The sequence below is a fragment of the Agrobacterium sp. 22-226-1 genome (assembly GCF_053522345.1).
The window spans coordinates 197,107-221,579 of record NZ_JBNWCP010000001.1 but is presented as its reverse complement, the minus strand read 5'-3'; the positions used below and the strand labels follow the sequence as shown (position 1 = coordinate 221,579).

Annotated in this window: 27 protein-coding genes; 21 read left to right on the top strand and 6 right to left on the bottom strand. The window is 59.8% G+C overall.

Annotated elements, in window-relative coordinates:
• The first annotated feature begins 3 nt into the window (after nt 1-3).
• From ACQZ5K_RS01100 to guaA, 11 genes are all read left to right on the top strand, one after another.
• Nucleotides 4-876, top strand: coding sequence for an SDR family oxidoreductase (locus tag ACQZ5K_RS01100; protein ID WP_448739435.1), 873 nt, complete (start codon nt 4-6; stop codon nt 874-876).
• Between the two features lie 428 nt (nt 877-1,304).
• Nucleotides 1,305-1,673, top strand: a complete 369-nt coding sequence (locus ACQZ5K_RS01095; protein ID WP_059759243.1) for a septal ring lytic transglycosylase RlpA family protein — start codon at nt 1,305-1,307, stop codon at nt 1,671-1,673.
• A gap of 61 nt (nt 1,674-1,734) precedes the next feature.
• On the top strand, nt 1,735-3,024 hold the full coding sequence (locus ACQZ5K_RS01090) for an RsmB/NOP family class I SAM-dependent RNA methyltransferase (RefSeq protein ID WP_448739434.1): 1,290 nt from the start codon (nt 1,735-1,737) through the stop codon (nt 3,022-3,024).
• A 155-nt stretch (nt 3,025-3,179) separates the two neighbouring features.
• A complete protein-coding gene (locus ACQZ5K_RS01085) occupies nt 3,180-4,457 on the top strand; it encodes an imelysin family protein (protein ID WP_425648000.1) in 1,278 nt (425 codons plus the stop codon).
• A 58-nt stretch (nt 4,458-4,515) separates the two neighbouring features.
• Nucleotides 4,516-6,039, top strand: a complete 1,524-nt coding sequence (locus ACQZ5K_RS01080) for a di-heme oxidoreductase family protein (RefSeq protein WP_448739433.1) — start codon at nt 4,516-4,518, stop codon at nt 6,037-6,039.
• Complete coding sequence (locus tag ACQZ5K_RS01075) at nt 6,039-7,160, top strand: imelysin family protein (RefSeq protein WP_448739432.1); 1,122 nt, start codon at nt 6,039-6,041, stop codon at nt 7,158-7,160. The genes ACQZ5K_RS01080 and ACQZ5K_RS01075 overlap by 1 nt, the downstream gene beginning before the upstream one ends.
• A gap of 4 nt (nt 7,161-7,164) precedes the next feature.
• On the top strand, nt 7,165-8,259 hold the full coding sequence (locus tag ACQZ5K_RS01070; RefSeq protein WP_448739431.1) for a DUF1513 domain-containing protein: 1,095 nt from the start codon (nt 7,165-7,167) through the stop codon (nt 8,257-8,259).
• 51 nt (nt 8,260-8,310) lie between these two features.
• Nucleotides 8,311-8,763, top strand: a complete 453-nt coding sequence (locus ACQZ5K_RS01065) for a TspO/MBR family protein (RefSeq protein WP_448739430.1) — start codon at nt 8,311-8,313, stop codon at nt 8,761-8,763.
• Between the two features lie 78 nt (nt 8,764-8,841).
• Nucleotides 8,842-9,291, top strand: coding sequence for a PaaI family thioesterase (locus ACQZ5K_RS01060; RefSeq protein ID WP_003520131.1), 450 nt, complete (start codon nt 8,842-8,844; stop codon nt 9,289-9,291).
• A complete protein-coding gene (locus tag ACQZ5K_RS01055; protein WP_020812397.1) occupies nt 9,288-9,926 on the top strand; it encodes a 5'-methylthioadenosine/S-adenosylhomocysteine nucleosidase in 639 nt (212 codons plus the stop codon). The genes ACQZ5K_RS01060 and ACQZ5K_RS01055 overlap by 4 nt, the downstream gene beginning before the upstream one ends.
• 83 nt (nt 9,927-10,009) lie before the next feature.
• The gene (gene guaA, locus ACQZ5K_RS01050; RefSeq protein WP_149742833.1) at nt 10,010-11,587 is read left to right on the top strand and encodes a glutamine-hydrolyzing GMP synthase; all 1,578 of its coding nucleotides are present in this window, start codon (nt 10,010-10,012) and stop codon (nt 11,585-11,587) included.
• Nucleotides 11,588-11,627: 40 nt separating this feature from the next.
• On the opposite strand, the gene ACQZ5K_RS01045 is transcribed toward guaA, so the two are convergent.
• Together ACQZ5K_RS01045 and ACQZ5K_RS01040 are read right to left on the bottom strand one after the other, a co-directional pair.
• Nucleotides 11,628-12,116: a hypothetical protein gene (locus tag ACQZ5K_RS01045; RefSeq protein WP_448739429.1), complete on the bottom strand. Its 489-nt coding sequence runs from the start codon at nt 12,114-12,116 to the stop codon at nt 11,628-11,630.
• Between the two features lie 143 nt (nt 12,117-12,259).
• Nucleotides 12,260-12,838: a TetR/AcrR family transcriptional regulator gene (locus ACQZ5K_RS01040; protein WP_448739428.1), complete on the bottom strand. Its 579-nt coding sequence runs from the start codon at nt 12,836-12,838 to the stop codon at nt 12,260-12,262.
• 343 nt (nt 12,839-13,181) lie between these two features.
• Between ACQZ5K_RS01040 and ACQZ5K_RS01035 the strand changes: the two genes are divergently transcribed.
• Together ACQZ5K_RS01035 and ACQZ5K_RS01030 are read left to right on the top strand one after the other, a co-directional pair.
• The gene (locus ACQZ5K_RS01035) at nt 13,182-13,883 is read left to right on the top strand and encodes a methyltransferase (RefSeq protein ID WP_448739427.1); all 702 of its coding nucleotides are present in this window, start codon (nt 13,182-13,184) and stop codon (nt 13,881-13,883) included.
• A 91-nt stretch (nt 13,884-13,974) separates the two neighbouring features.
• Nucleotides 13,975-14,691 carry a 2'-5' RNA ligase family protein gene (locus ACQZ5K_RS01030; protein ID WP_448739611.1) on the top strand — a complete coding sequence of 239 codons (717 nt, stop codon included), beginning with the start codon at nt 13,975-13,977 and terminating at the stop codon, nt 14,689-14,691.
• A 198-nt stretch (nt 14,692-14,889) separates the two neighbouring features.
• On the opposite strand, the gene ACQZ5K_RS01025 is transcribed toward ACQZ5K_RS01030, so the two are convergent.
• Nucleotides 14,890-15,057, bottom strand: a complete 168-nt coding sequence (locus ACQZ5K_RS01025; protein ID WP_003503889.1) for a hypothetical protein — start codon at nt 15,055-15,057, stop codon at nt 14,890-14,892.
• Nucleotides 15,058-15,294: 237 nt separating this feature from the next.
• On the opposite strand from ACQZ5K_RS01025, the gene ACQZ5K_RS01020 reads away from it, so the two are divergent.
• From ACQZ5K_RS01020 to ACQZ5K_RS01010, 3 genes are all read left to right on the top strand, one after another.
• Nucleotides 15,295-15,642, top strand: a complete 348-nt coding sequence (locus ACQZ5K_RS01020) for an ArsC family reductase (protein WP_448739426.1) — start codon at nt 15,295-15,297, stop codon at nt 15,640-15,642.
• A gap of 12 nt (nt 15,643-15,654) precedes the next feature.
• Nucleotides 15,655-16,131 (top strand): Cys-tRNA(Pro) deacylase, encoded by a 477-nt coding sequence (ybaK, locus tag ACQZ5K_RS01015; RefSeq protein ID WP_125145165.1) that lies wholly within the window; start codon nt 15,655-15,657, stop codon nt 16,129-16,131.
• Between the two features lie 88 nt (nt 16,132-16,219).
• On the top strand, nt 16,220-17,458 hold the full coding sequence (locus tag ACQZ5K_RS01010) for an aminopeptidase (RefSeq protein ID WP_448739425.1): 1,239 nt from the start codon (nt 16,220-16,222) through the stop codon (nt 17,456-17,458).
• Nucleotides 17,459-17,464: 6 nt separating this feature from the next.
• Here the strand turns inward: ACQZ5K_RS01010 and pecM are convergent, their stop codons facing one another.
• Nucleotides 17,465-18,328, bottom strand: a complete 864-nt coding sequence (gene pecM, locus ACQZ5K_RS01005) for a 4-hydroxybenzaldehyde efflux transporter PecM (RefSeq protein ID WP_448739424.1) — start codon at nt 18,326-18,328, stop codon at nt 17,465-17,467.
• A gap of 81 nt (nt 18,329-18,409) precedes the next feature.
• On the opposite strand from pecM, the gene ACQZ5K_RS01000 reads away from it, so the two are divergent.
• The 3 genes from ACQZ5K_RS01000 (at nt 18,410) to ACQZ5K_RS00990 (ending at nt 20,985) form a co-directional block, all read left to right on the top strand.
• Complete coding sequence (locus ACQZ5K_RS01000) at nt 18,410-18,910, top strand: MarR family winged helix-turn-helix transcriptional regulator (RefSeq protein ID WP_448739423.1); 501 nt, start codon at nt 18,410-18,412, stop codon at nt 18,908-18,910.
• Between the two features lie 107 nt (nt 18,911-19,017).
• Nucleotides 19,018-19,725, top strand: a complete 708-nt coding sequence (locus ACQZ5K_RS00995) for a FadR/GntR family transcriptional regulator (RefSeq protein WP_003520144.1) — start codon at nt 19,018-19,020, stop codon at nt 19,723-19,725.
• A gap of 57 nt (nt 19,726-19,782) precedes the next feature.
• Nucleotides 19,783-20,985 carry a mandelate racemase/muconate lactonizing enzyme family protein gene (locus ACQZ5K_RS00990; RefSeq protein WP_448739422.1) on the top strand — a complete coding sequence of 401 codons (1,203 nt, stop codon included), beginning with the start codon at nt 19,783-19,785 and terminating at the stop codon, nt 20,983-20,985.
• Here the strand turns inward: ACQZ5K_RS00990 and xseA are convergent, their stop codons facing one another.
• Nucleotides 20,986-22,584 carry an exodeoxyribonuclease VII large subunit gene (xseA, locus tag ACQZ5K_RS00985; protein WP_448739421.1) on the bottom strand — a complete coding sequence of 533 codons (1,599 nt, stop codon included), beginning with the start codon at nt 22,582-22,584 and terminating at the stop codon, nt 20,986-20,988.
• 189 nt (nt 22,585-22,773) lie between these two features.
• On the opposite strand from xseA, the gene ACQZ5K_RS00980 reads away from it, so the two are divergent.
• On the top strand, nt 22,774-23,016 hold the full coding sequence (locus tag ACQZ5K_RS00980; RefSeq protein ID WP_448739420.1) for a hypothetical protein: 243 nt from the start codon (nt 22,774-22,776) through the stop codon (nt 23,014-23,016).
• A gap of 12 nt (nt 23,017-23,028) precedes the next feature.
• Nucleotides 23,029-23,400: a hypothetical protein gene (locus tag ACQZ5K_RS00975; protein WP_448739419.1), complete on the top strand. Its 372-nt coding sequence runs from the start codon at nt 23,029-23,031 to the stop codon at nt 23,398-23,400.
• On the opposite strand, the gene ACQZ5K_RS00970 is transcribed toward ACQZ5K_RS00975, so the two are convergent.
• Nucleotides 23,397-24,380: a Gfo/Idh/MocA family protein gene (locus ACQZ5K_RS00970; protein ID WP_448739418.1), complete on the bottom strand. Its 984-nt coding sequence runs from the start codon at nt 24,378-24,380 to the stop codon at nt 23,397-23,399. The genes ACQZ5K_RS00975 and ACQZ5K_RS00970 overlap by 4 nt on opposite strands.
• Nucleotides 24,381-24,473: the final 93 nt, after the last annotated feature.

Sequence of the window (24,473 nt, the reverse complement as noted above, 5' to 3'; positions counted from 1 at the left end):
CGCATGCATGTGATGATTTTCGGCGCGGGATATTCGGGAAAAGCGATCGCTAGCGCGCTGAGAACCGAAGCGGGAAGCGTTTCCGGCACCACACGCAGCCAGGACAAGTTCCCAAACCTCGTTGCCGCAGGCATGACACCGTTGCTCTTCGATGGCGTTCAGCTCAATGACGCGCTCGTCGCCGCAATGGGCAATGTCACGCATCTCGTACAATCCGTCGCGCCGGGCAAGGAGGGCGATCCGCTGCTTGCGCTTCTGGGTGGCGATCTGAAAAAGCTCATGCCCAATCTGAAATGGGTCGCTTATCTTTCCACCGTCGGCGTTTATGGAGACCATGGCGGCGCCTGGGTGGACGAGACAACACCCTGCCGCCCGGTCTCCGCGCGATCCGTGGAACGGGTGGCTGCGGAAACCGCCTGGACTGCGACAGCGGAAAAGGCGGATGTGCCGCTTTCCATCCTGCGCCTTTCCGGAATTTACGGCCCCGGACGCAATGCCTTCATGAATTTCGAGAAGGGAACGGCGCGGCGGCTGGTGAAGAAAGACCAGGTGTTCAATCGCATCCGGGTCGAGGATATCGGTGCCGCACTTGCCTTTCTGGCACGGAAAAACGAACGCGGCATCTTCAACGTGACCGACGACGAACCCTGCCCGCCGCAGGATGTGGTGAGCTTCGCAGCAGCGCTGATGGGGGTGGAACCGCCGCCCGAGCAGGCCTTCGAGACCGCCGATCTGACGCCGATGGCGCGCTCTTTTTATGGCGAGAACAAGCGCGTTTCCAACGCCAGAATACGCGATCTCGGCTTCGATTTCCGCTTTCCGGAGTACAGGTTCTCCCTCAGACAATTGTGGCAAAACGGCCTCTGGCGAGGCTGAAAAATCCCACCCTGAAAAGCGATGAAAAATCCTTCCAATCCCGCTTTTGCGGATGGTTTTCGTCTTATTTCAGCCAATTAGGATTTTATTAACCATCCAAAAATCGCTAAAATCGTAGTCATTAGAAAAATATTTCACTCACATTTCGTGAACTGGATTCACGAAGCCGTGACCCGCAACAGCATTTCCGTTATCCATTGATTCTGCGTTATTTTTTCCAGCTTCTGGCCGGGATGCCCTGCCGACAGCTTTCCGGCTAACGATCACGAATATTACAGACTGTAACAGTTCGTGATTTGAGGTCAGCTTTTTTTCGCCATTTTTCCCTCGCCCTACAATCTCGCATCAAAAGGCGTTCAGGCCAGTTCATGGCCGTTTAGCAAGGGCACAATCAATCGGCGCGGGGCCGATTTTCAGGGAAGCACAGTTTGTTGAATATCCGTCGTATAACTTTCACCGCTGCAACTATCGCCGCCTGTTCCATCATTGCGCCTCTTCAGGCGAATGCGGCAAATGGTTGTGGAGGCGCATCGTGGTATGCGTTGACGTCCAAGACTGCTTCGGGCGAGCGCATGAACGCCGCCAACCTGACCGCCGCCCACCGCTCGCTGCGGTTCGGCACCAAGGTCAAGGTGACCAATGCGCGCAATGGCAAGGCCGTTGTGGTGCGCATCAATGACCGTGGGCCGTTCATCAAGGGCCGCGTTCTCGATCTTTCCAAGGCAGCCGCCAAGAACATCGGCATGATCAACTCCGGCACCGCCAAGGTCTGCTACGAGGTCGTCAAGGCCGATTGAGCCTTGCCCTCGCCGCCATTCGCGTCTACCAACCGGGCTTAGCACAAGAACGAGGTAGACAATGCGTTTAGGCGGGCGTTTGGCCGGAGCAATCGAAGTATTGGCGGATATTGAGGGACGCAGGCGTCCCGTCGCCGATGCTCTGAAAGATTGGGGCCTTGCCCATCGTTTCGCCGGTTCCGGCGACAGGGCTGCAATCGGCAACATCGTCTATGACGCGCTGCGCATGAAACTGTCGCACGCCTGGCTGATGGATGACGACAGCGCTGCCTCGCTTGGTTATGCCGTGTTGCTGCGCCAATGGGGCAAGAGCTTTTCGGACCTTTCGGCGGAATTCGATGGCGACAAATTCGCCCCGGCCGCACCGGATGAACAAAGGCAGAAGGCCTTTCTGTCCCGTTCCCTTAGCGATGCACCGGCCCATATTCAGGGCGACATACCCGAATGGGTGCAATCCTCCTTCGAAACCGCCTTTGGCGAGCGCTGGCTCGCCGAGGCACAGGCGCTGAATGAGCGGCCCACGCTTGATCTGCGCGCCAACACCTTGAAAGCGACGCGTGACAAGGTGCTGAAGGCTTTGGAAGAAAGCGGCGCGGAAGCCACGCATATCGCCCGGCAGGGCGTGCGCATTCCCGCCGGCGAAGGCCCTTCCCGCCTGCCGAACGTCACTGCCGAACTGTCCTTCCAGAAGGGCTGGTTCGAGGTGCAGGACGAGGGCTCGCAGATCGTTGCCGATCTTGCCGGCGCGCATGAAGGCGAACAGATCCTCGATTATTGCGCGGGCGGCGGCGGCAAAACGCTGGCCATGGCGGCCAGCATGAACAATAAGGGCCAGGTCCACGCCTTCGACGCCGACCGCAAGCGGCTTGCGCCGATCATCGAACGGCTGAAGCGGGCCGGCACGCGCAATGTGCAGGTACACGACCGCGCCTCCGGCCTGACGCCGTTTCAGGAAAAATTCGATCGCGTTCTGGTGGACGCGCCCTGCACCGGCACCGGGACATGGCGTCGCCGGCCCGACACCAAATGGCGGCTGACGGCCCGCAATCTGGAAGAGCGCGTACAGCAGCAGGGCGAGGCGCTCTCACAGGCCAAGGGGTTCGTACGCCCGGGCGGAGAGCTGCTTTATGTCACCTGTTCCGTGCTTCCCGAAGAAAACGAACAGCAGGTAAGACGTTTCTGCGCGGAAAATCCGGAATTTTCCATCGGCTCCGCACTGGAACGCTGGCAGACGACTTTCGGCGGCAACGCAAACAAACCGCATTCTTCCGACGGCAAGACAGTGACGCTGACGCCTGCAACCACAGATACGGATGGCTTCTTCTTCTGCTTGATGAAACGCAAAGCATAACGCTGTCTTTGCAAGCACTGATTTTACTTGGAAAACAACGCCAGGTCTTGTTTCAAAGCATTCTAAACTAGAATGTTTGACACAAGTTTGTGATTGGGTCAGAACTCGCTTGCCGCGGCGCGAAGTCATTTCACGCCTGCCGAAGGAGAGGGATCATGATCCGCAAAACCATTCTCAGCGCTTCTTTTGCGCTTCTCGCCGCATCTGCGGCTTTCACCGCGCTCCCAGCCCGGGCCGCCACCGACGCGGCCGCCGTCGTCAAGCATTATGCCGATGTCGCGCATGCGAAATATGAGGATTCGCTGACCACGGCGAAGGCGCTGGACAAGGCCATCGATGCGCTGATCGCAACGCCGAGCGAAGAAACCCTGAAGGCCGCCCGGGAAGCATGGATCAAGGCCCGCGTTCCCTATCAGCAGTCGGAAGTCTATCGTTTCGGCAACCCGATCGTCGACGATTGGGAAGGCAAGGTGAATGCCTGGCCGCTGGATGAAGGCCTGATCGACTATGTCGACGGTTCTTATGGCACGGAAAGCGACGAGAACGAGCTTTACGTTGCCAACATCATCGCCAATCCGAAGATCAAGATCAGCGGTGAAGAGGTCGACGCCTCCAAGATCACCCCCGAGCTGATCGAAAGCCTGCACGAGGCAGGCGATGTCGAAGCCAATGTGACGACCGGCTACCACGCCATCGAATTCTTGCTCTGGGGTCAGGATCTGAACGGCACCGGACCGGGCGCAGGCAACCGCCCCTATACCGATTACGACAAGGCGAAATGCACGAATGGCAATTGCGACCGCCGCGCTGACTACCTGAAATCCGCCTCGACCCTGCTGGTCAAGGATCTTCAGGAGATGGTGGATGCCTGGGCGCCGGAAGGCGAAGCCACGAAAACGGTGGAAGCCGATCCGAAAGCGGGCCTGACCGCCATTCTCACCGGCATGGGTTCGCTCTCCTATGGCGAGCTGGCGGGTGAGCGCATGAAGCTTGGCCTTCTGCTGCACGATCCGGAAGAGGAGCATGATTGCTTCTCCGATAACACCTACAATTCGCATCTTTACGACGCGATCGGTATCGCCTCGGCCTATACCGGCGACTATACCCGCGTGGACGGGACGAAGATGACGGGCGCCTCGCTGTCGGAACTGGTCGGCGCCAAGGACAAGGCGCTGAACGACGAGATGATGGCGAAGCTGAACAAGACGCTCGACGCCATGCATGCCATGGAAAAGCGCGCGCAGACCGTCGAGGCCTATGACCAGATGATCGGCGAAGGCAATAAGGAAGGCAACGCCGTGGTTCAGACGGCCATCGACGGCCTTCTCGACCAGACAAAGACTGTCGAACGCGTCATCGCGGCGCTCGATCTCGGCAAGATCGAGCTTGAAGGCTCCGACAGCCTCGACAATCCGAACGCCGTCTTCAAATAAGCGGTAAAACGGGCCGCAGATCGCTGCGGCCCGTTACTTTTCACCCGCCCTTATTGTCATGCAATTTTTGCTGCCGCCGATCCGCAAGCCATTCTTCTTCGCCGGGGCAGCCTGCCTTGTGGCGTCGATGGCGCTTGCCGAACCGCTTCGGGACGACCTGACGGAGAAAGATCGAAGCCGTGTGCTGGCCGTGACTGCGCCAACGGCGGATTTTACCGAGCCGGAACCTTTCGAGGCCATGGCCGGCGGAGCGACGACCAGCACCAGCAAGGCCGACAGCGGCGCGTTCTCCCATCCTTCCGCCACAATGCCGCTCGAACGGAAGCAGGATTTCAAGCTCGGCAATGCACTGTTCCAGAAGCTCTGGGTCTCCTCCCCCTCTTCCACACAGGCCTCGGACGGGCTCGGGCCGCTGTTTAACGCTCGATCATGCCAGACCTGCCATGTGAAGGATGGCAGGGGTCGACCGCCACTTGCCGGAGAAGATGCCGTCTCGCTGTTTCTGCGACTGGCGCGACCGGCGCGCAATGAAGCCGAACGACAGGCCATTGCCAGCCACCAGACCTTAAATTTTCCCGATGAGACCTATGGCCGGCAGCTTCAGAACCTGGCCATTCCCGGCCTCGCCGCCGAAGGCAAACCGGTCATCGCCTATACGGAAGAGCCGTTTCAGCTGGCGGATGGTGAGGTGGTGATGCTGCGCAAGCCCGACTATGCCGTGGCGAACCTGCAATATGGCCCGCTCGGTGCCGACACGACGCTTTCGGCGCGCATCGCCATGCCCACCCTCGGTCTTGGCCTGATCGAGGCCATTTCCGAGGCCGATATTCTGGCCAGGGCCGACCCGGACGACAACAATGGCGACGGCATTGCCGGGCGTCCCGCATGGGTCAAAGACCATCGCACCGGCGAGGTGAAACTCGGGCGGTTTGGCTGGAAAGCGCAGAATGCGAGCGTGCGAGACCAGAGCGCCGGCGCCTTCTCCCACGATATCGGCATTTCCACACCGGATGCGCCGAATGCCTATGGCGACTGCACGGACGTCCAGAAGGAATGTCTTGCCATGCCGACCGGCGTGCAGCTGAGGCTCGGGTCGGTGGAGGCGCCCGATCCGGTTCTCGACCTCGTGACCTTCTACACCGAAAATCTCGCCGTGCCGCGCCGCCGCAACGTCGATGATCCGACGGTCCTGCAGGGAAAGCAGCTTTTCTACGCCTCCGGCTGTACGGCCTGCCACACCCCGAAATTCGTCACACGCCGCGACGCTGCCAACCCCATGCATTCTTTCCAGCTGATCTGGCCCTATTCCGATTTTCTGCTGCATGACATGGGCGAAGGACTTGCCGATGGCCAGCAGGTGGGCGAAGCAAACGGCAGACAGTGGCGAACCCAGCCGCTCTGGGGCATAGGCCTGACGCAAAAGGTCAATGGCAACGGTTTTTACCTGCATGACGGGCGGGCGCGCAGCCTGACGGAAGCGATATTGTGGCACGGCGGCGAAGGGCAAAAAGCGCGCGACGCCTTTGCCGCCTTGCAAAAATCCGACCGGCAGGCTTTGCTGGCCTTTCTGGAGTCCCTTTGATGAAAAATGCCATGCGAAAAATTTCCGGCGTCATGTCCGTGCTGCTGCTTTTGACCACGCCGCCGGCGAGGGCGCAGGATGTGGAACTGATGCCGCCGCCGCCGCTCGACCCGGTTGAGGTGCGGGGTGTGATGGAAAAGGCGGTGAACGGCTTCATCCGTCCCGGCTATGATCGCTTCCGGCAGTCGGCGGAGACGCTGGAAGGCCGCATGAAAGCTTTCTGCACCGCTCCTTCCGAAACGACGGCAGCGGCGGCCAAGGCTGCCTTTGTCGATACGGTGTCAAGCTGGTCGACCATCGAGATTGTGCGTGTCGGTCCTGTCATCGAGAAGAACCGTTTCGAACGCGTGCTTTATTACCCCGACAAGAAGGGTCTCGGGCTGAAACAGGTGCAGCGTTATCTCACCGAAAAGGATGAAAGCGTCACGAGTGCGGATGGCCTCAGCGGCAAGAGCGTTGCGGCGCAGGGGCTCGGCGCTCTTGAGTTCGTGCTTTACGGAACCGGAGCGGAAGAACTGCTCGACAGGAAGGGTGATTTCCGCTGCCGTTACGGCGCCGCTATCGCCGGCAATATCGCGAATGTGGCGGCGGAACTTTCTGACAGCTGGAATGCGCCTGACGGCGCGCAGAAAAACTGGACCCAACCCGGAGCGGACAACCCCGTCTTTCGTGACGAGCGCGAGGCGCTTGTTGCACTGCTCGGCATTCTCGTCCATGGCTCCGAAGCCATTCGCGATCAGCGGATCGAAACCTTCTACAAGGGACCGGACAAGGCAAGATTTCCCCGTACCGCCATTTATTGGCGCTCCGGCCTGACATGGCAGAGCATTTCCACCAATATCAAGGCGGTTCAGACCCTGCTGCACACGGCGGATATGGCCGAACTCGTACCGCCCGATCAACGCTCCATCGTCAACTCCATCGATTTCATCGCCAAATCGATGATCCGCGTTGCCGGGACCATCGATACGGATGTGCAAAAGGCGCTGGATCAGGACGATCAGCGCGCCAAGGTGGATTATCTGCTGCTCAATGGCAAAGACCTGATCTACCGCTTGAACGATCAATATGGCGGCGCCATCGGCCTCAGCTCCGGCTTCTCCTTCGCCGATGGGGACTGAGCCGATGATCTCCGGCACCAAACGGATGCTGATAGATCGGCGCAGCTTCATCAAAGCGGCGGGAGTTCCCTTCCTCGCCGCGCTGGCTCCCCGTTCACTTTATGCGCTGGAGCGGACAGACGCGGTCTTTGCCTCCGCCTTCCGCGCCCGTGACGGGTCCTACGGCATTGCGACGGTGAGCGAGCGCGGCGATATCATCGACCGCGTGGCGCTTCCTGCCCGCGCCCATGGAATGGCGACGAGCCATGCGACCGGCATGACCGTGGCCTTTGCGCGCCGGCCCGGCACCTTCTTCATGGCCTTCGACCCCGCGCGGCGCGGCGAACCGATCGTGATGCACACGCCGGAAAACCGCCACTTCTACGGCCATGGACAATTCTCCCCTGACGGGGCAATCCTCTATGCCAGCGAAAACGACTTCGACGGCAACCGTGGCGTTATCGGGCTTTATGACGCCCGCAACGGCTTTGTCCGCATCGGTGAATATGATGCGCATGGCATCGGTACGCATGACATGACGGTGAGCGATGACGGGCGGCTGATCGTGATCGCCAATGGCGGTATCGAGACCCATCCGGATTTCGGCCGAACCAAGCTCAATATCGACAATATGCAGCCGTCCCTCGTGCTTCTGGACGCCTCGACCGGGCAAGTGATCCAGAAACACGCCATGCCGGCGCATCTGCGGCAGCTTTCCACCCGCCATGTCGATCTCGGCGATGACGGGCGTATCTGGTTCGCCTGCCAATATGAGGGACCGCGCAACGATCTCCCGCCGCTTGTCGGCCATTTCTCCAGGGGCGAGGCTCTCACCTTCGTCGATCTGCCGGAAGAAACGACGGTGCGCCTTGCCAATTATGTCGGGGCCATTGCTGTCAACCGGCGCGATGGGCTGGTGGGCCTGACATCGCCCAACGGCAACGCCGCCGTGACGCTGGATGCGAAAACCGGGCGTGTCGTTTCCGAGACGACCGTGCGGGAAGCGGCAGGCGTCGCGCCCGCCGCGAGAGGCATTGCGGTTTCTTCCTATGACGGCTTTTTCGAGACCCGGCGCAGCGACGTGGCGTGGGACCAGCACATCGTGCGTCTGTCCAGCTAAAATACTGAAAATAAAGGGGAACAAAAGCCCGGCCGGCGCATTGGACGGATCATGAGAAATCTTGCCGTCTATGTCGTTTTTGTGGTTGCTGTTGTTGCCGTGGGGGCGCTGATCGGCGTCAACAATGTGCCCGGCGAATGGTATCAATCGCTGCAGAAGCCTTTCTTCAATCCGCCCAACTGGATTTTCGGGCCTGTCTGGACCACGCTTTACGTGCTGATCGGCATTGCCGGCGCACGGACCTGGATCCGCAAGCCGAGGGGAACGCGCATGCGGCTCTGGTTCACGCAGATGGTGCTTAACTTCCTGTGGTCGCCGATTTTTTTCGGAATGCAAAGCCCGGTAGGTGCACTCGTTATCATCGTTCCGATGCTGATCTGCATCGTCGCCTTTGTGGCGCTCACCTACCGTCGTGACCGCATATCCATGTGGCTTTTCGTGCCCTATGCCGTATGGGTCGCCTTTGCCACGGTGTTGAATGCAAGCATCGGCCTGCTGAACTAAATCCCCGCACCACCCTTGCCTTGCCTGCCGCCACGCGCCATGTCAGTTTGCGATGAGGCAGAAGCAGGCAGGTAGGCCATGGAGATCACGGATCCCGGCGATTTTCGTCAGCGGATAGAAAGAAGCTTTGCGCGGCAGGGCGTGGTGCAGGCGATTAACGCCGAGATCAGCCGTATCGAACACCGGCTGGTGGAAATCGAGCTTCCTTTTCATGAAAAGCTGACGCAGCAGCACGGCATATTGCATGCGGGCGTCATCGCCGCCGGTCTGGATACGGCCTGTACCTATGCCGCTTATACGATCATCGAGCCGGAAGCCTCGCTGCTGACCATCGAGTTCAAGGTCAACCTCATGTCGCCCGGGCGCGGCGAGCGGTTCCTGTTTCGCGGCGAGATCATCAAGCCAGGGAACAACCTGATCGTCGCCGATGGCCGCGCCTATGCGCTGTCCGACGGACCAGCAAAGTTGATCGCCTCCATGACGGGTACGATGATGGTGGTGAAGGGTCGCGAGGATATTACCGGATGAGCTACCGGCTTTTGCATGTTGCGGATAAATCCGTCCTCTTCGTCATGGCGGCTTCCCCCGAATACGGTCCCCATCTTCAGGCACGCATTGCGCCGCTGATGACCGGTATCGGCCCGGTCGAGGCGGCGATTGCCGTCACGGCCGTTCTTGCCGGTCTCGATGCGGCCGATCACCTGCCGGACCTCGTCGTTTCGCTCGGTTCCGCCGGTTCGCGGACGCTGGAGCAAACCGGCATCTATCAGGCGATTTCGGTTTCCTATCGCGACATGGACGCCTCCGCCTTCGGTTTCGAAAAGGGCTGCACGCCGCTGCTCGATCTGCCCGCCGAAGTGGCCTTGCCTTTGCGAATACCTGAAATTGCCGAGGCGCGGCTTTCCACGGGCGCCAATGTCGTTTCGGGCGAGGCCTACGGGCTGATCGACGCCGATATGGTGGAAATGGAAACCTTCGCGGTTTTAAGAGCCTGCCAGCGCTTCGGCGTACCGCTCGTCAGTCTGCGCGGCATTTCCGATGGCAAGGTGGATGTGAACCACGTGGACGACTGGACGGAGTACCTGCACATCATCGATGAAAAGCTGGCGGATGCCGTCCATCGGCTTTGCCGCGCCATCGAGGACGGCGTGATTGCCCTTTAGAACCTTGCGATTTTCGCAAATTTCCGCTGTTTGACGCCCGCTCCCGGGTTGCCTAAAGCCGCCATTTTCTTTAAAGGCTCGCCATGACCCAGATAGCCCATCCCGACAGCATTCTCATCATCGATTTCGGCAGCCAGGTGACGCAGCTGATTGCGCGCCGCATCCGCGAAGCCGGGGTCTATTGCGAAATCCATCCGTTCCAGAATGCCGCAGAGGCGTTCGAGAAGCTTCAGCCCAAGGGCGTGATCTTCTCCGGCGGCCCCGCATCTGTCACGGCGGAAGGAAGCCCGCGCGCGCCGCAGGCGGTGTTCGACAGCAAGGTTCCGATCCTCGGCATCTGCTACGGCCAACAGACGCTCTGCACGCAGCTCGGCGGTGTGGTCGAGGGTGGCCATGCGGCGGAATTCGGCCGCGCCGATATCGACATCAAGAAGGCGAGCCCGCTTTTCGAAGGCTTCTGGGAACAGGGCAAGAGCTATCCCGTCTGGATGAGCCATGGCGACCGCGTGACGAAGCTGCCGGAGGGTTTCGAGGTCATCGCAACCTCCGAGAATGCACCTTTCGCCATCGCCGCGGACGAGAAGCGCCACTACTACTCCACCATGTTCCACCCGGAAGTGGTGCATACGCCTGACGGCGGCAAGCTGCTCTCCAACTTCGTGCACAAGATCGTCGGGCTCAAATCCGACTGGACGATGGCGGCCTATCGCGCCGAAATGATCCGCAAGATCCGCGAGCAGGTCGGCACCGGCCGCGTGCTCTGCGCGCTTTCCGGCGGCGTCGATTCCTCGGTTGCGGCCATCCTCATCCATGAGGCGATCGGCGACCAGCTCACCTGCGTCTACGTCGACCACGGCCTGATGCGGCTTGGCGAAAGCGAGCAGGTCGTCGGCATGTTCCGCGACCATTACAATATTCCGCTGGTGCATGTGGATGCCGCCGATCTGTTCCTCGGCGAACTGTCGGGCGTTTCCGATCCGGAAGTGAAGCGCAAGACCATCGGCCGCCTGTTCATTGAGGTCTTCGAGGCCGAAGCGGCCAAGATTGCTGCCGATGGCAAGGGCGCACCGAATTTCCTGGCGCAGGGCACGCTTTACCCCGACGTCATCGAAAGCGTCTCCTTCTCCGGCGGCCCCTCGGTCACCATCAAGAGCCACCACAATGTCGGCGGCCTTCCCGAGCGGATGAACATGCAGCTCGTTGAGCCGCTTCGTGAACTCTTCAAGGATGAAGTGCGCGCGCTCGGCCGTGAACTCGGCCTGCCGGACAGCTTCATCGGCCGCCACCCCTTCCCCGGCCCGGGCCTGGCAATCCGCTGCCCCGGTACGATTACCCGTGAGAAGCTCGATATTCTGCGCAAGGCGGATGCGATCTATCTCGATGAAATCCGCAAGGCCGGTCTCTACGACACCATCTGGCAGGCTTTCGCCGTGCTGCTGCCGGTGCAGACCGTGGGCGTCATGGGCGATTACCGCACCTACGACTTCGTCTGCGCGCTACGCGCCGTGACCTCGGTGGATGGCATGACGGCGGATTTCTATCCCTACGACATGAATTTCCTTGGCCGCGCAGCAACCCGCATCATCAACGAGGTGCGCGGCATCAATCGCGTCGTCTATGACGTGACGAGCAAGCCGCCCGGCACGATCGAGTGGGAATAAGGACGATACTCGACACGGTCCTATAAAGATGACGCCGCGACTAGTTCGCGGCGTTTCTGTTTTGCCGTGCGAGATAGATGATCTGGGCGGTCAGGCCGACCACAAGGATCGCCAGCAACCCTGCCTGAGCGCCGAGAAGCAGCGGCGATTTCAGGTCTGTAACCAGAGGGTGACCGTCTGGAACACGACGCAGGATTTCGCTGACCGTCGGGACCATCAAAAGAAACGCACTGATGCTGAGACAGATGGTTTCAATATATCTGGCCATGCACGTTGAACCCAGAACACCTTCGATGCCGTAACCTGCGAGCAGGAACAGGATGGTCAGGACGCCAACGCCGTAACTGATCGGCTGATGCGCCACGAGGAAGACCGTCGCAGCGCCGATCAGCATGGAGGCAAGATAAAGAGTGCCTGGCGCTGATCGGGGAACGATTCGACCGTGGCGGGCAAACATGTAAATGGCGGCGGGAATGGCCGGCAGGCTTCCAAGCGTATGGATCCAGCCGAGCGGAGAAATTCCGAACATGAGAGATTGCCTTTCTCGTCCAAAAGGACGTGGTGGTCCGGGAAGCAGACCGTCATCGACAAATCTGCCAGCTTGATACGGTCTATTTTTTCGGTGGCGTGCCGCTGAGGTCATCCATCGAGCTCCCTCGCAAAACTGCAAGCTTAAGCGGTCATGCGCTCCAGCATGGGGCGGGTTATTGCGCCAAAAGTCGTCGCATCACCATGGGCACGGGCGGAAAGCATCGCGCCGTGCACGGTGGCCATGAAGATTTCAGCATTGGCTTTGGCGGTTCCGTTCAGCGCGAGGCGCCCCTGGGCAACGCCGCGTTCCAGAACGGCGGTGAGCCAGTCGGAGAGACTTCGAAAATGCGCGCGCACTTCAAGAGCGACTGTTTCAGGCAGAACCGGAATTTCACTGGCGAGCAGAGCGCAGACGCAGAAGGGATGAGTGGCCTCGGCGATACAGCCCTCCCAATAGCCGATATAGGCGCGGAGCTGTTCGAGCGGGTCGGAAATGTTTCGCTCCAGTTCGGCGATACCGGCTTCAGCCTCCTGCCTGTATTGAGCGACAAGTTTTTGGACCAGATCGGACTTGCCGGGAAAGTGATGGTGAATGCTCGCATTGCGAATGCCGACCACGGCGGAAATGTCGGCGTAGCTGAAACTGTTGTAGCCGCCCTTTATGATCAGGGAGCGTGCGCAACGGAGGATTTCATCGGCTTTGGTCTGTGGATTTTTCATGAGAGCTACATACCAACTAGTAGGTAGAATGTCAATGCCAGGCGGTTTTAACCTATGAACCGGAGACCGAATGCGCGTGACGGATATGGCGGGCCTATTCCAAGGCCGATGGCAGCTGATCCACGCCCCGAACCGAGGCCGCATCGTCCCGGTCCAGAAGCTCGTGTCATGCGGTTGACGAGCCACGAAGCCGCTTGCACGTTTGACTTTGCGCCCTTTTTCGCCAGTATTTCGACCATCCTTTGCAGAGCACCCGTCGGTCCGGCATGGCTTTAACCAGTGCCATGCAGTCCGTTAGGACGGGCTACATTCGCCTGCAAAGGACAATGGGAGGAGCCCATCGATGACACACGATGTCGATCCGAAGCCAATGTCACGCGCCGCCGCAATCCTCTACGCCATTATTTCACCGCTCAGCCTGATGGCCCTGATCTTTCTGCCTGCGGGCCGGATAGACTGGTGTCCGGGCTGGGTTTTCCTCGCGGTCGTCGTCGCCGCCTTTGGCCTTTCCGCGCTGGTATTGGCGCGTGTGAACCCGGTCATTTTCCGCGCGCGCAGCCGGTTCCAGCCGGGCACCAAGACATGGGACCTATTCCTCGTCACCGGTATCCTTCTCGCTTTTGCCGCTGAAATCCCGGTTGCGGCACTCGACGCCGGCCGGATGGGGTGGTCCATCGTGCCGCTTTGGGCCATTCTGCTCGGGTATATCCTGCTTGTCGGCGGCATTGCGGTTACGGCGTGGGCCCAGGCCGTCAATCCGTTCTTCGAGCCGGGTGTCCGCATCCAAAACGAGCGCGGACAGCGGGTGATCACGTCGGGCCCATACGGTATCGTGCGCCACCCCGGTTACACGGCCGCAATCGCCATGTTCACTGGCATACCGCTCGCATTGGGTTCCTGGGCGGCTCTGCTCCCCGCCGCCTTGGCCATCGCCCTGCTGATCCTGCGCACCGGCTGGGAAGATCGTCTGCTCCAGGCAGAATTGCCCGGCTATGCTGATTATGCCCGTGAAAGGCACTATCGGCTATTTCCCGGCATCTGGTAAGCGCCGCCAGACAATTGTTCTCATTTTGTTCTTTAAATTATTGCCGTTAGTGATAATATCCCGGCCCGGGCAAAGGCCGTGGAGCATCGCTATGGGTTTCGGGTTGGCAGATGAAGGAGGTTTAAGGCAGCTTTTCTTCGAAGGATGGGAGCCGGAGAAAATACGGCGTTTCAATCCGCGATTTAGCAGCAAGCTCTTGATCACGGTGAAACCGCCGGCAGCCCTGGCGGAACGAATTTTTGCCGATGCGTCGCGCCATGCCGCAGGGCGGACGAAGCGTGAAGCCTATCCGCCGGAGCTTCTGCATATAAGCCTGCTCTGTATCGGAGGTTTCGAGACCGTGCCTCAAGGGCTGGTAAAGAGGCTGAAGGCAGCACTGGGGGAGATCAAGGCGCGGCCCGTTCCGATCACATTCGATGAAACGTTGCTGTTCGGCAATCGCAACAGTCTGGCGCTACGCAGCAGCCGCGAGATGCAGGAACTTAAGGCTCTGGCGAAAATGGTGCAGCGCGCCCTACGGCGGGCAAACCTGCCCTATGTCGCCGCATCGTCGTTTACGCCACATCTCACCGTTATCTACGGCTGCGGGAAAATTGAGCTTATGCCGGCTGACAGACCCTATAGCTGGCTGGCGGGGAGCTTCGAACTCGTTTTCAGCCACAATGGCGAAACACGGCATGAGTTGCTCGGGCGCTTCGCACTCTCGCCGAAAGCGGAGCGTTATGAACGGCCTGAAAGCCAGCTACATTTGCCGGAAAAAGTGATCGGACCTTCGAAACGGCCGACACAAAGGGCGTCGGTGCGATAACATGCACTTGAAGCGGCATAGCGCTCTGATACCGACAATTTTTCCGCATTCTCCATTGGGAACTATGCGGAACCTTCTTGTGCGAATCCGGCGCTTTTCCCGCCAGCCGCACATCCGCCGCGCCAGCCGAAAACCGATCCGGTTATCGATCCCGAGCGCAAGCGAGGCGATATCGCCTCGCAACGGATAATGACCAGCTTAGAGCTGTACCTTGTCGAAAGCCTTGCCGTCGATGCCGAGGGCTTCGAGATCGGCGCGGGCGGGCTTGCGATGTGCGCGAACAGCGGCCGAAACCGAGAGCGCTGCACCGAGAACGGCGAAAGTTTCACCGAAGAAGTTACGCGATGTCTTTGCAACCTGACGCATTTTTCTCTCCATCTTTGATGCCCAGATAATGGGCATTTCCGGCCCGTTCTACAACTCATGATGCAGCAGGGAAGCCATGCAGCTTTGCTCGCGCTCGTTTGGATATCAGCCATTGCGATTTTGCATGGCTTAGGCACCGGGACCGGGTATATGCGCAGGGCACTTCAGCAGGCGGGTTGAATAAGACGGATATTTTGTTATGCCGGAAGTGCTTTTAGAGACGAAGAGGCAGAAGGCATGACGGTCACGATTTACGGCATCAAGAACTGCGACACGATGAAGAAGGCCAGAAGCTGGCTGGAAGCCAACGGTGTCGACTATTCTTTCCATGACTATAAGGCGGCCGGTATCGACCGTGCCCATCTGGAAACATGGTGCGATGCCACGGGCTGGGAAACGGTTCTCAACCGCGCCGGCACCACCTTCAAGAAACTCGCTGACGGCCAGAAGGCCGATCTCACCCATGAGAAGGCCATCGGGCTGATGCTGGAACAGCCCTCCATGATCAAGCGTCCCGTGCTTGAAGCGAAGGGCAAGATAACCATCGGCTTCAAGCCGGAAATCTACCAGACCCTTTTTGCGTGAACGCAGCCCGCCATGTCCAAAACAACCCGTGCCACCCAAATGCTGACCAAGGCCGGCGTTGCCTTCACCACCGTCACCTATGATTACGATCCGAATGCCGACCGCATCGGCCTGCAGGCGGCCGAGGCGATCGGTGAACCACCGCATCTCGTCCTGAAAACGTTGATGGCGGAACTCGATGGCAAACCGGTCTGCGTCGTCGTCCCTTCGGATCGCGAGGTCAGCATGAAGAAGCTGGCCGCCGCCTTCGGAGGCAAATCCGCAAGCATGATGAGGCCTGCCGATGCGGAGCGCGCCACCGGTTATCATGTCGGCGGCATCAGCCCTTTCGGGCAGAAGAAACAGGTGCCGACGGCCATTGAGGCTGGGGCCATGGCGCATGATTATGTTTACATGAATGGCGGGCAACGCGGCCTGCAGGTGAGGCTTTCGCCCCGCGATGCCCAAAGCGCACTGAAGGCGATTGCCGCGCCGCTGGTCGCCGATTGAAGCGCAGGAGGCGCGCCTGAAAGCATTTGGCTTTCGGAAGGAATGGGCTATGGTCGGCGCCTCCTATTGAAATAGACGAAGGCAGATCATGACCGTTTCCCCCATCGATCCCGTCAAACTCGAAAAACTGGCCGAAGTCGCCGTCAAGGTCGGCCTGCAATTGCAGAAGGATCAGGATCTGGTGATTACCGCACCGCTGGCGGCCCTGCCGCTGGTGCGATTTTTGACCAAACACGCCTATATGGCGGGTGGCGGGCTGGTCACCACCTTCTATTCCGACGAAGAAACCACGCTTGCCCGCTATCGCCACGCCAGCGACGCCAATTTCGACCGGGCTTCCGGCTGGCTCTACGAAGGCATGGCGAAGGCCTATGCCAATGGCGCGGCGCGGCTGGCCATTGCCGGCGACAACCCCATGCTGCTGGCCGAACAGGACCCCGCCAAAGTAGCCCGCGCCAACAAGGCCAACTCCACGGCCTACAAGCCGGCGCTGGAGAAGATTTCCAATTTCGACATCAACTGGAACATCATCTCCTATCCGAATCCCTCCTGGGCAAAGCAGGTCTTCCCCGATCTCGCGGAAGACGAAGCTGTTCGCAAGCTCGCGGACGCCATCTTCGCCGCATCGCGGGTGGATCTGGCCGACCCGGTCGCGGCATGGGCGCAGCACAATGCCAATCTCGCCAAACGTTCGGCATGGCTGAACGGCGAGCGCTTCTCTGCGCTGCATTTCACCGGCCCCGGCACGGATGTGAAGATCGGCCTCGCGGACGGCCATGAATGGCATGGCGGCGCCTCCACCGCCAAGAATGGCGTGACCTGCAACCCGAATATCCCGACGGAAGAAGTCTTCACGACCCCACATGCGCTGCGTGTCGACGGTTACGTCTCCAGCACCAAGCCGCTCTCGCATCAGGGAACGCTGATCGATGACATCCAGGTAAAGTTCGAAGCCGGCCGCATCGTCGAAGCCAAGGCTTCGAAGGGCGAAGCGGTGCTGAACAAGGTGCTCGACACCGACGAGGGCGCGCGGCGTCTCGGCGAAGTGGCGCTGGTGCCGCATTCCTCGCCGATCTCGGCAAGCGGCATTCTGTTCTACAATACGCTTTTCGATGAAAACGCCTCCTGCCACATTGCGCTTGGCCAATGCTATTCGAAATGCTTCCTCGACGGCGCTTCGCTGTCGCAGGATGAGATCAAGGCGCAGGGCGGCAACTCAAGCCTGATCCACATCGACTGGATGATCGGTTCCGACAAGGTGGATATTGACGGTGTGAAGCCGGACGGCTCCACGGTTCCGGTAATGCGCAAGGGCGAATGGGCCTGACGACAGCTATCTCGGCAACTGGCTGCGCTGACTGAGCCAGATGCTGAAAAGCACCGCAACGAAACCGGTGATCTGCGCTGGCGTAAGGCTTTGGCCGAGCGCCAGCCAGCCAAGCAGGGTTGCAACGACCGGGCTTAGAAAACCGAGCGACGCGGCGGCGGAAGGTTCGATGCGGGCAAGCCCGCGAAACCACAGAAAATAGGTCAGGGCGGCACCGATAAGTCCCAGATAGGCCATGCCGAGAATATTGGCCGTTGTCGGCGTCGGCAGGGCCGGTTCCAGGAAATAGGCGACCGGCAGCAACAGAAGGCCGCCCGCCGTCAATTGCCAGGCGGTAAACGTGAGGTTCGATACCGGCGGCCGCCATTTGCGGGTCAGCACCGTTCCAAAAGCCATGGAGACGGCACCGGCAAGACCTGCCGCCACACCGATACCATCCAGCGCAGCACCCGGCGCCAGAACCAGAAGCGCAACGCCGACAATGCCGAGAAAACCGGCCGCGATGGCCAGCGGCCGAACGGGTGCCGCGAGAAACAGCCGGGAAAGGCCAATCACGATCAGGGGCTGGACTGCACCCACCGTTGCCGCCACGCCGCCCGGCAGCCGATAGGCCGACACAAAAAGCATCGCCCAGAAGAACGAGAAATTCAGCGCCCCGAGAATGAAGCTGCGCGGCCACCAGATACCGTGCGGCAGCCTTCTTACGAAAAGCAGCAAAAGCACGCCGGCCGGCAATGCGCGCAGCATCGCGACATGAAAGGGATAGCCGTGCGGCAAAAATTCGGTCGTCACGAAATAAGTGGTTCCCCAGATGGCCGGGGCAAGGGCGGTCACCAGCACATCGGCGGCATAGGTCGTATTTTTCTTCATTTCAAGAATCTCTATATCAAGATAAATGCAATCTAGCCGATTTTATCTTGACGTCAAGACATCAATTGTTATGCCTTGGTGATGAGCAAAGAACCGTTGGACCATGTCGATCACATTCTGGCGCAATGGCGCAGGGAGCGACCCGATCTCGATGTCGGTCCCATGGGGCTGCTCGGGCGCCTGAACCGTCTCGCCACCCATCTCGGCCGGGAGGTGGAGGCGGTGTTGCTGAAGCACGGGCTCTCCTCTTCCGCTTTCGATGTGCTGGCTACATTGCGGCGCTCCGGCTCACCCTACAGGCTTTCCCCCGGCGATCTTTTGGCCATGACGATGGTGAGTTCCGGCACCATGACCAACCGGATCGACCAGCTCGAGAAAGCCGGATTGGTGGAGCGCATCCATAACCCGAACGACCGGCGCAGCGTCCTGATATCGTTGACGGAACGGGGATTTGCCATTGTCGAGGAAGCGGCAGGCGCTCACGTCGAAAACCAGCATCGCCTGGTCGCCGGTCTCAGCGAAGAAGAGCTTGCGACGCTGAACCGGCTGCTGAAACGGTTTTTGCGGGATTTTGAAGAATAGGCTTTTCGGCCCGACAAACACACAATGGATCCGTGATGGCGCTTGTTTCGCCCCCAAAAATCCTGTAAGCAATTTTCCATAAACCTGTACTACAGGTTGGAGGAAAAATGTTAACTGCCATTTCGCATGAATCCGGTCTCGTCAGCAGCACGATCGGCGCTATTACCCGCCATATCCGCGAAAACGAACTTGCACCGGGAGCGAAGCTCCCCAGCGAGCTCTCGCTCTCGCAGCAGCTCGGTGTCTCCCGTACCGTCGTTCGCGAGGCTTTCAGGTCTCTGTCGGCCATGCGGTTGATCGACGTGAGCGCCGGCAAGCGCGCCACTGTGGCGACGCTGGATCACGGTGCAATGTCCTTGATGTTCGAACATGGCATTCACACCGAACAGATCAACATCCAGCAGATCTACGATGTGCGCCGCACGATCGAAGTCAGAACCGTGACGCTCGCTGCACTGAGGCGCACGGATGCGGAAGCGCTCACCATTCTCGACCATGCCAACAATATGGAGCGGGATTTCGGCGACAACGACAAGGTCATGGAACACGACCTTGCTTTTCACATCGCCGTTGCCAGAGCCTCCAAGAACCCGGTTTTCGAACTCATTCTCGGCGCTTTCCAGAACGTGACGCGCCAGACATGGCCGATCGGCTGGAAAAGCCGCACATCCGATGCGCAGCGCCATGCCGCAAGCGAGCTTCACATCGCCATCGGACAGGCCATTGCCGCCGGCGATCCACAAACGGCTTCAACACTGATGGCGCGGCATTTCGATGAAAGCGTGCACGCGCTTCTGGCAGCCGGCATCGCCTGATTTTTCAAACACGGTTCCAGACGGAACACGACCTGCCTCTGGAGGAGGAGACACTTCATGAAAATCACAAAACTCGAGACCGTCCGCGTGGCGGAACGGACGAACTTGCTCTGGGTTCTGGTCCATACGGACGAGGGCATTACCGGGCTCGGCGAAACCTTCTTCGGAGCGGAGACGGTGGAGACCTATGTGCATGAATATATCGCCCCGCGCGTAATCGGGCGCGATCCGCTGCAGATCGACCTTCTGGCGCACGACCTCGTCGGTTATCTCGGCTTCCGTTCATCGGGCGCGGAAGTGCGCGGCAATTCCGCCTTCGATATTGCGCTGTGGGATATTTTCGGCAAGGCCACCAACCAGCCCATCGCCCAGCTGCTCGGCGGTTTCAGCCGCAAGGAAATTCGCACCTACAATACCTGCGCGGGCACCGAATATATCAAGAAGGCGACCGGGCAGCAGACCGCCAATTATGGCCTCTCCAGCGGCATGGATTACGACGACCTCAACGGCTTCCTGCATCGCGCTGACGAGCTTGCCCATTCGCTGCTGGAAGAGGGCATCACGGCCATGAAGATCTGGCCGTTCGATGCGGCGGCGGAAAAGACGCGCGGGCAATATATGTCGATGCCGGACCTGAAAAGTGCGCTCGAGCCATTTGAAAAAATCCGCAAGGCCGTGGGCGACAAGATGGATATCATGGTGGAGTTTCACTCCATGTGGCAGCTTCTGCCCGCCATGCAGATCGCCAAGGCGCTCACCCCCTACCAGACCTTCTGGCATGAAGACCCGATCAAGATGGACAGTCTTTCCAGCCTGACGCGTTATGCCGCCGTTTCGCCTGCGCCCATTTCCGCCTCGGAAACGCTCGGCTCCCGCTGGGCCTTCCGCGATCTGCTCGAGACAGGTGCTGCCGGTGTGGTGATGCTGGACATCAGCTGGTGCGGCGGCCTTTCGGAGGCGCGCAAGATCGCTTCAATGGCGGAAGCCTGGCATCTGCCGGTCGCCCCGCATGATTGCACCGGGCCGGTGGTGCTCTGCGCCTCCACCCATCTGTCGCTCAACGCGCCGAACGCGCTAGTGCAGGAAAGCGTGCGCGCCTTCTACAAAACCTGGTATCGCGATCTTGTCACCGCATTGCCTGAGGTGAAGAACGGCATGATCACCGTGCCGCCGGGCGCCGGCCTTGGCATGGAACTGCATCCCGATATCGAAAAGACCTTCACCGTCAGCCGCCGTTTTTCGGATGCAGCGTCGATCTGATCAGAACAGGCTGCCCTGATTGCCCGGATCGGAAGAAGCCGGTTTCGCCGGCTTCTTTTTGGGCACTACAGGGTTATCAGGGGACGGCGCGCCCTCCCCCGTCGTGATGGCCGAGACGCGGCCATCGGCAAATTCCATCGAGACCACAGCACCTGAAGCGACAGCGGCAGCGCGGGTCAGCGGCCGGTCCTCCTCGTCGCGGATCACGGCATAACCGCGTTTCAGCACGTTTTTATAAGAGAGCGATTGCAGGATGCGGTCATGGGCGGCAAGGCCTGCGCGGTTCTGCGTCATGCGGTGCAACACGGCTGTATCGGCACGACGTGCAGCGGTGACAATGCGTTCTTTCTGCCGTTCCAGCTGGCCGAGCAGCCGGGCGGGAAGCGAACGCAGCGAAGAATCAAAGGCATCGACACGGCCTTTTCCCTGCAGCAGACGGCGCTCGACCATTGTCTCGGCTCGATGCATGCGCTCGGTAATCCGCTGCCTGTGCTGTTTGAGACCGTTCAGCAAGGTTTCCGGTCTGAGGCCCGAGGCTGAGCGCTCGAAGGCGCGGCGCTTGTTGAGGGTTGTCATTTCCAAGCCGCGACCGAGATCGCTGGCGGCCTCATCGAACCGGCGGCGCGGCAAAGCGAGAAGCTGATCGAGCGACGGCAACGCCCGCACCAGCGCCCGCACACCCTGACGGCGATTGTCCATCTGCCGCGATACCGAGCCTGAAAGACGCGCGGCAAGGCCGGAGAGCTGCGCTTCCAGTTCCGCACGCACCGGCACGGCCATTTCGGCGGCCCCCGTCGGTGTCGGCGCACGCACATCGGCAGCGTAGTCGATCAAGGTCGTATCGGTTTCATGCCCAACGGCGGAAATCAGCGGAATTTCGCTTTCGGCAGCGGCGCGCACGACGATTTCGTCGTTGAAGCTCCAGAGGTCCTCCAGACTGCCGCCGCCACGCGCGACAATCAGCACATCCGGCCGCGCAATCTCACCGCCGGGCTGAAGCGCGTTGAAACCGCGAATGGCGTTCGCCACCTCCTCGCCCGAACCTTCCCCCTGCACCTTGACCGGCCAGACGACCACATGGACAGGAAAGCGATCCGAAATGCGGTGAAGAATATCGCGAATGACAGCGCCTGTCGGCGAGGTGACGACGCCGATGACATGCGGCATGAAGGGCAGCCGGCGCTTGCGGGCCGCATCGAACAGCCCTTCCGCCGCCAGACGCCGGCGGCGATCTTCGAGAAGCGCCATCAGCGCGCCGGCGCCGGCAGGCTCGAGGCTTTCTATGACAATCTGGTATTTCGACGAGCCGGGAAAAGTTGTGACCTTGCCGGTGGCGATGACTTCCATGCCCTCTTCCGGGCGGAACTTCAGCCGCGAGAAGGTGCCTTTCCAGATCACCGCATCGATACGGGCGCGGTCGTCCTTCAGCGAGAAATAGGCATGTCCTGAAGAATGCGGACCGCGATAGCCGGAAATCTCGCCGCGCACCCGCACCTGCTCGAAAGCCGTCTCCACCGTGCGCTTGATGGAACCCGACAGTTCGGAGACCGAGAACTCGGCAAGATTGCTCAATGCTGCGTGGGAGAAGATATCGCTCATGCCCGTTTGTAACCAAAACCCGTCGATTCGGAAATGCCGGCACCGGCCGGCCTCATTTTAACGGCGATGAAACCATATCCTCAACTAACGAGTTAGGAAAATGGGGATTGGAGGAGGAAACAAGGGTTCGTTAGGGAAAACGGCGTTACGTCTTGCCCCAGGCCCGGCAACCAAAGAGGAGGCGGCATCATGATTTTTCTTACCGCCACAGCGCTCGGCGTAACCGCAGTTGCGCTTCGTTCGGTTTTCAGCATCGTTTTCATCTGCATGATGATTATTGGTGCCTATGGCGTGGCGATTACACTTTCTTCCACGGCCGTGCCCTTGATGTCGCTGCTTCTGGCGCTCGCCGGTTACAATTTCGGTGTCGTGGGTGTCGTCCTTAGCCTTCTGGTGCTGCAGCGCCCGCGTTCCACCCAGCCAACCCTCTAAAAGCCCACAGTCTTGAGGCTTTCCCGCTTTGCGCTGACCGAGATTTGCGGACTGGCCGCCGACCTTGCCGTTACCTGTCTGCTTATTTTCTATCTCGGCGTCGATCCCCTGGCCGCCCGTTTGCCGGGCGCGGCAACGGGGCTTGCAACAAGCTGGCGGCTGAACCGTGCAAATGGTGAGGCGTCAGCCAGGCTGAACAGCTTTCTGATGAATGCCGTCACACTCACCTCACGTATCGTCAGCGTCGGGCTGTTTGCCCTGCTGCAATGGCGCAACCCGCTGGTGCAGCCGCTCGTCCCACTTGCCTTTTCAGCGCTGGCGGCACTGGCGCTGGCGCTTTACGGTTATTGGCGGCTTCAAAAGCAACGGCAAGATCAGGACTAAACCGTCTCCCAGCCATTCTTTTCCGCCGCTCGGTAGATGGCGTCGATGAAAAGCTGGTTCTTTCTCGAGCTTTCCAGCGTCACAACGTCGCCCTCGCCCTTCGCCGCACGGGCAAAGGCCTCCGCCTCCAGCTTATATTGGCGGCTATCCTGAAACCGGAATATTTGCGACTGGTTATGGGCCTGATTGGTCAGTTCGATCTCTTCCGCACCCCAGCGATTGGCGTTGAAGGGAGACTTGACCTCAATGTACCCCTCAGTGCCATGGAAAACCATGAGCTGACGGGCGGCAAGCTGTGTTGCCAGATAAAAACTCAGTTCGAAGCCGCCGAAATCGGCCCTGACACTGGAATAGATATCCGTGCCGAACTCCTTATCGCGCTCGACGGTGGCCTGTACGCGCCGGGGCTCCGCGCCGGTAGCGAAGCGGGTAACGATGGTCGGGTAAACGCCGATATCCGGCAAGGCGCCGCCACCCAGTTCGGGAATATTGCGCATATTGCCGGGATCGCGGTTGAAATAGCTGAAAGCGCCCTGAACATGCTTTAGTGTGCCTATCGCGCCGGACGCCAGCAATTCCTTCACCTTCGCCCAGACGGGCGCATAGGTGACCATGAAAGCTTCCGAGATGATAACACGGTTGCGGTCACGCGCGGCGATGAGGGTGTCGATCTCCCCCGCCTTCAATGCAATCGGCTTTTCGCACAGAACGTGCTTGCCGGCATCGGCGGCCTTGATGGTCCATTCCACATGCTGCGAGGTCGGAAGCGGAATATAGACGGCGTCGATCACATCCGAGGCCAGCATCTCCTCATAAGAGCCGAAGGCGTGTGGCACGGAAAAACGATCCGCCACCGCGCGCGCCTTGGCGAGGTCACGGCTGGCGATGGCGCTGACCACGCAGTTTTGCGCATCCTGTATCGCCGGAATGACGTGATCCTGAGCGATTTTCGCCGTTGAGATTATTCCGAAGCGCAGCATTCCGTTCTCCAGCTCTACCATCCATCGGAAACTTACCATCGTCACACGGTCTGGCAAGCCGCAGATGCATGACAGAATAATGTATGGCTGAAT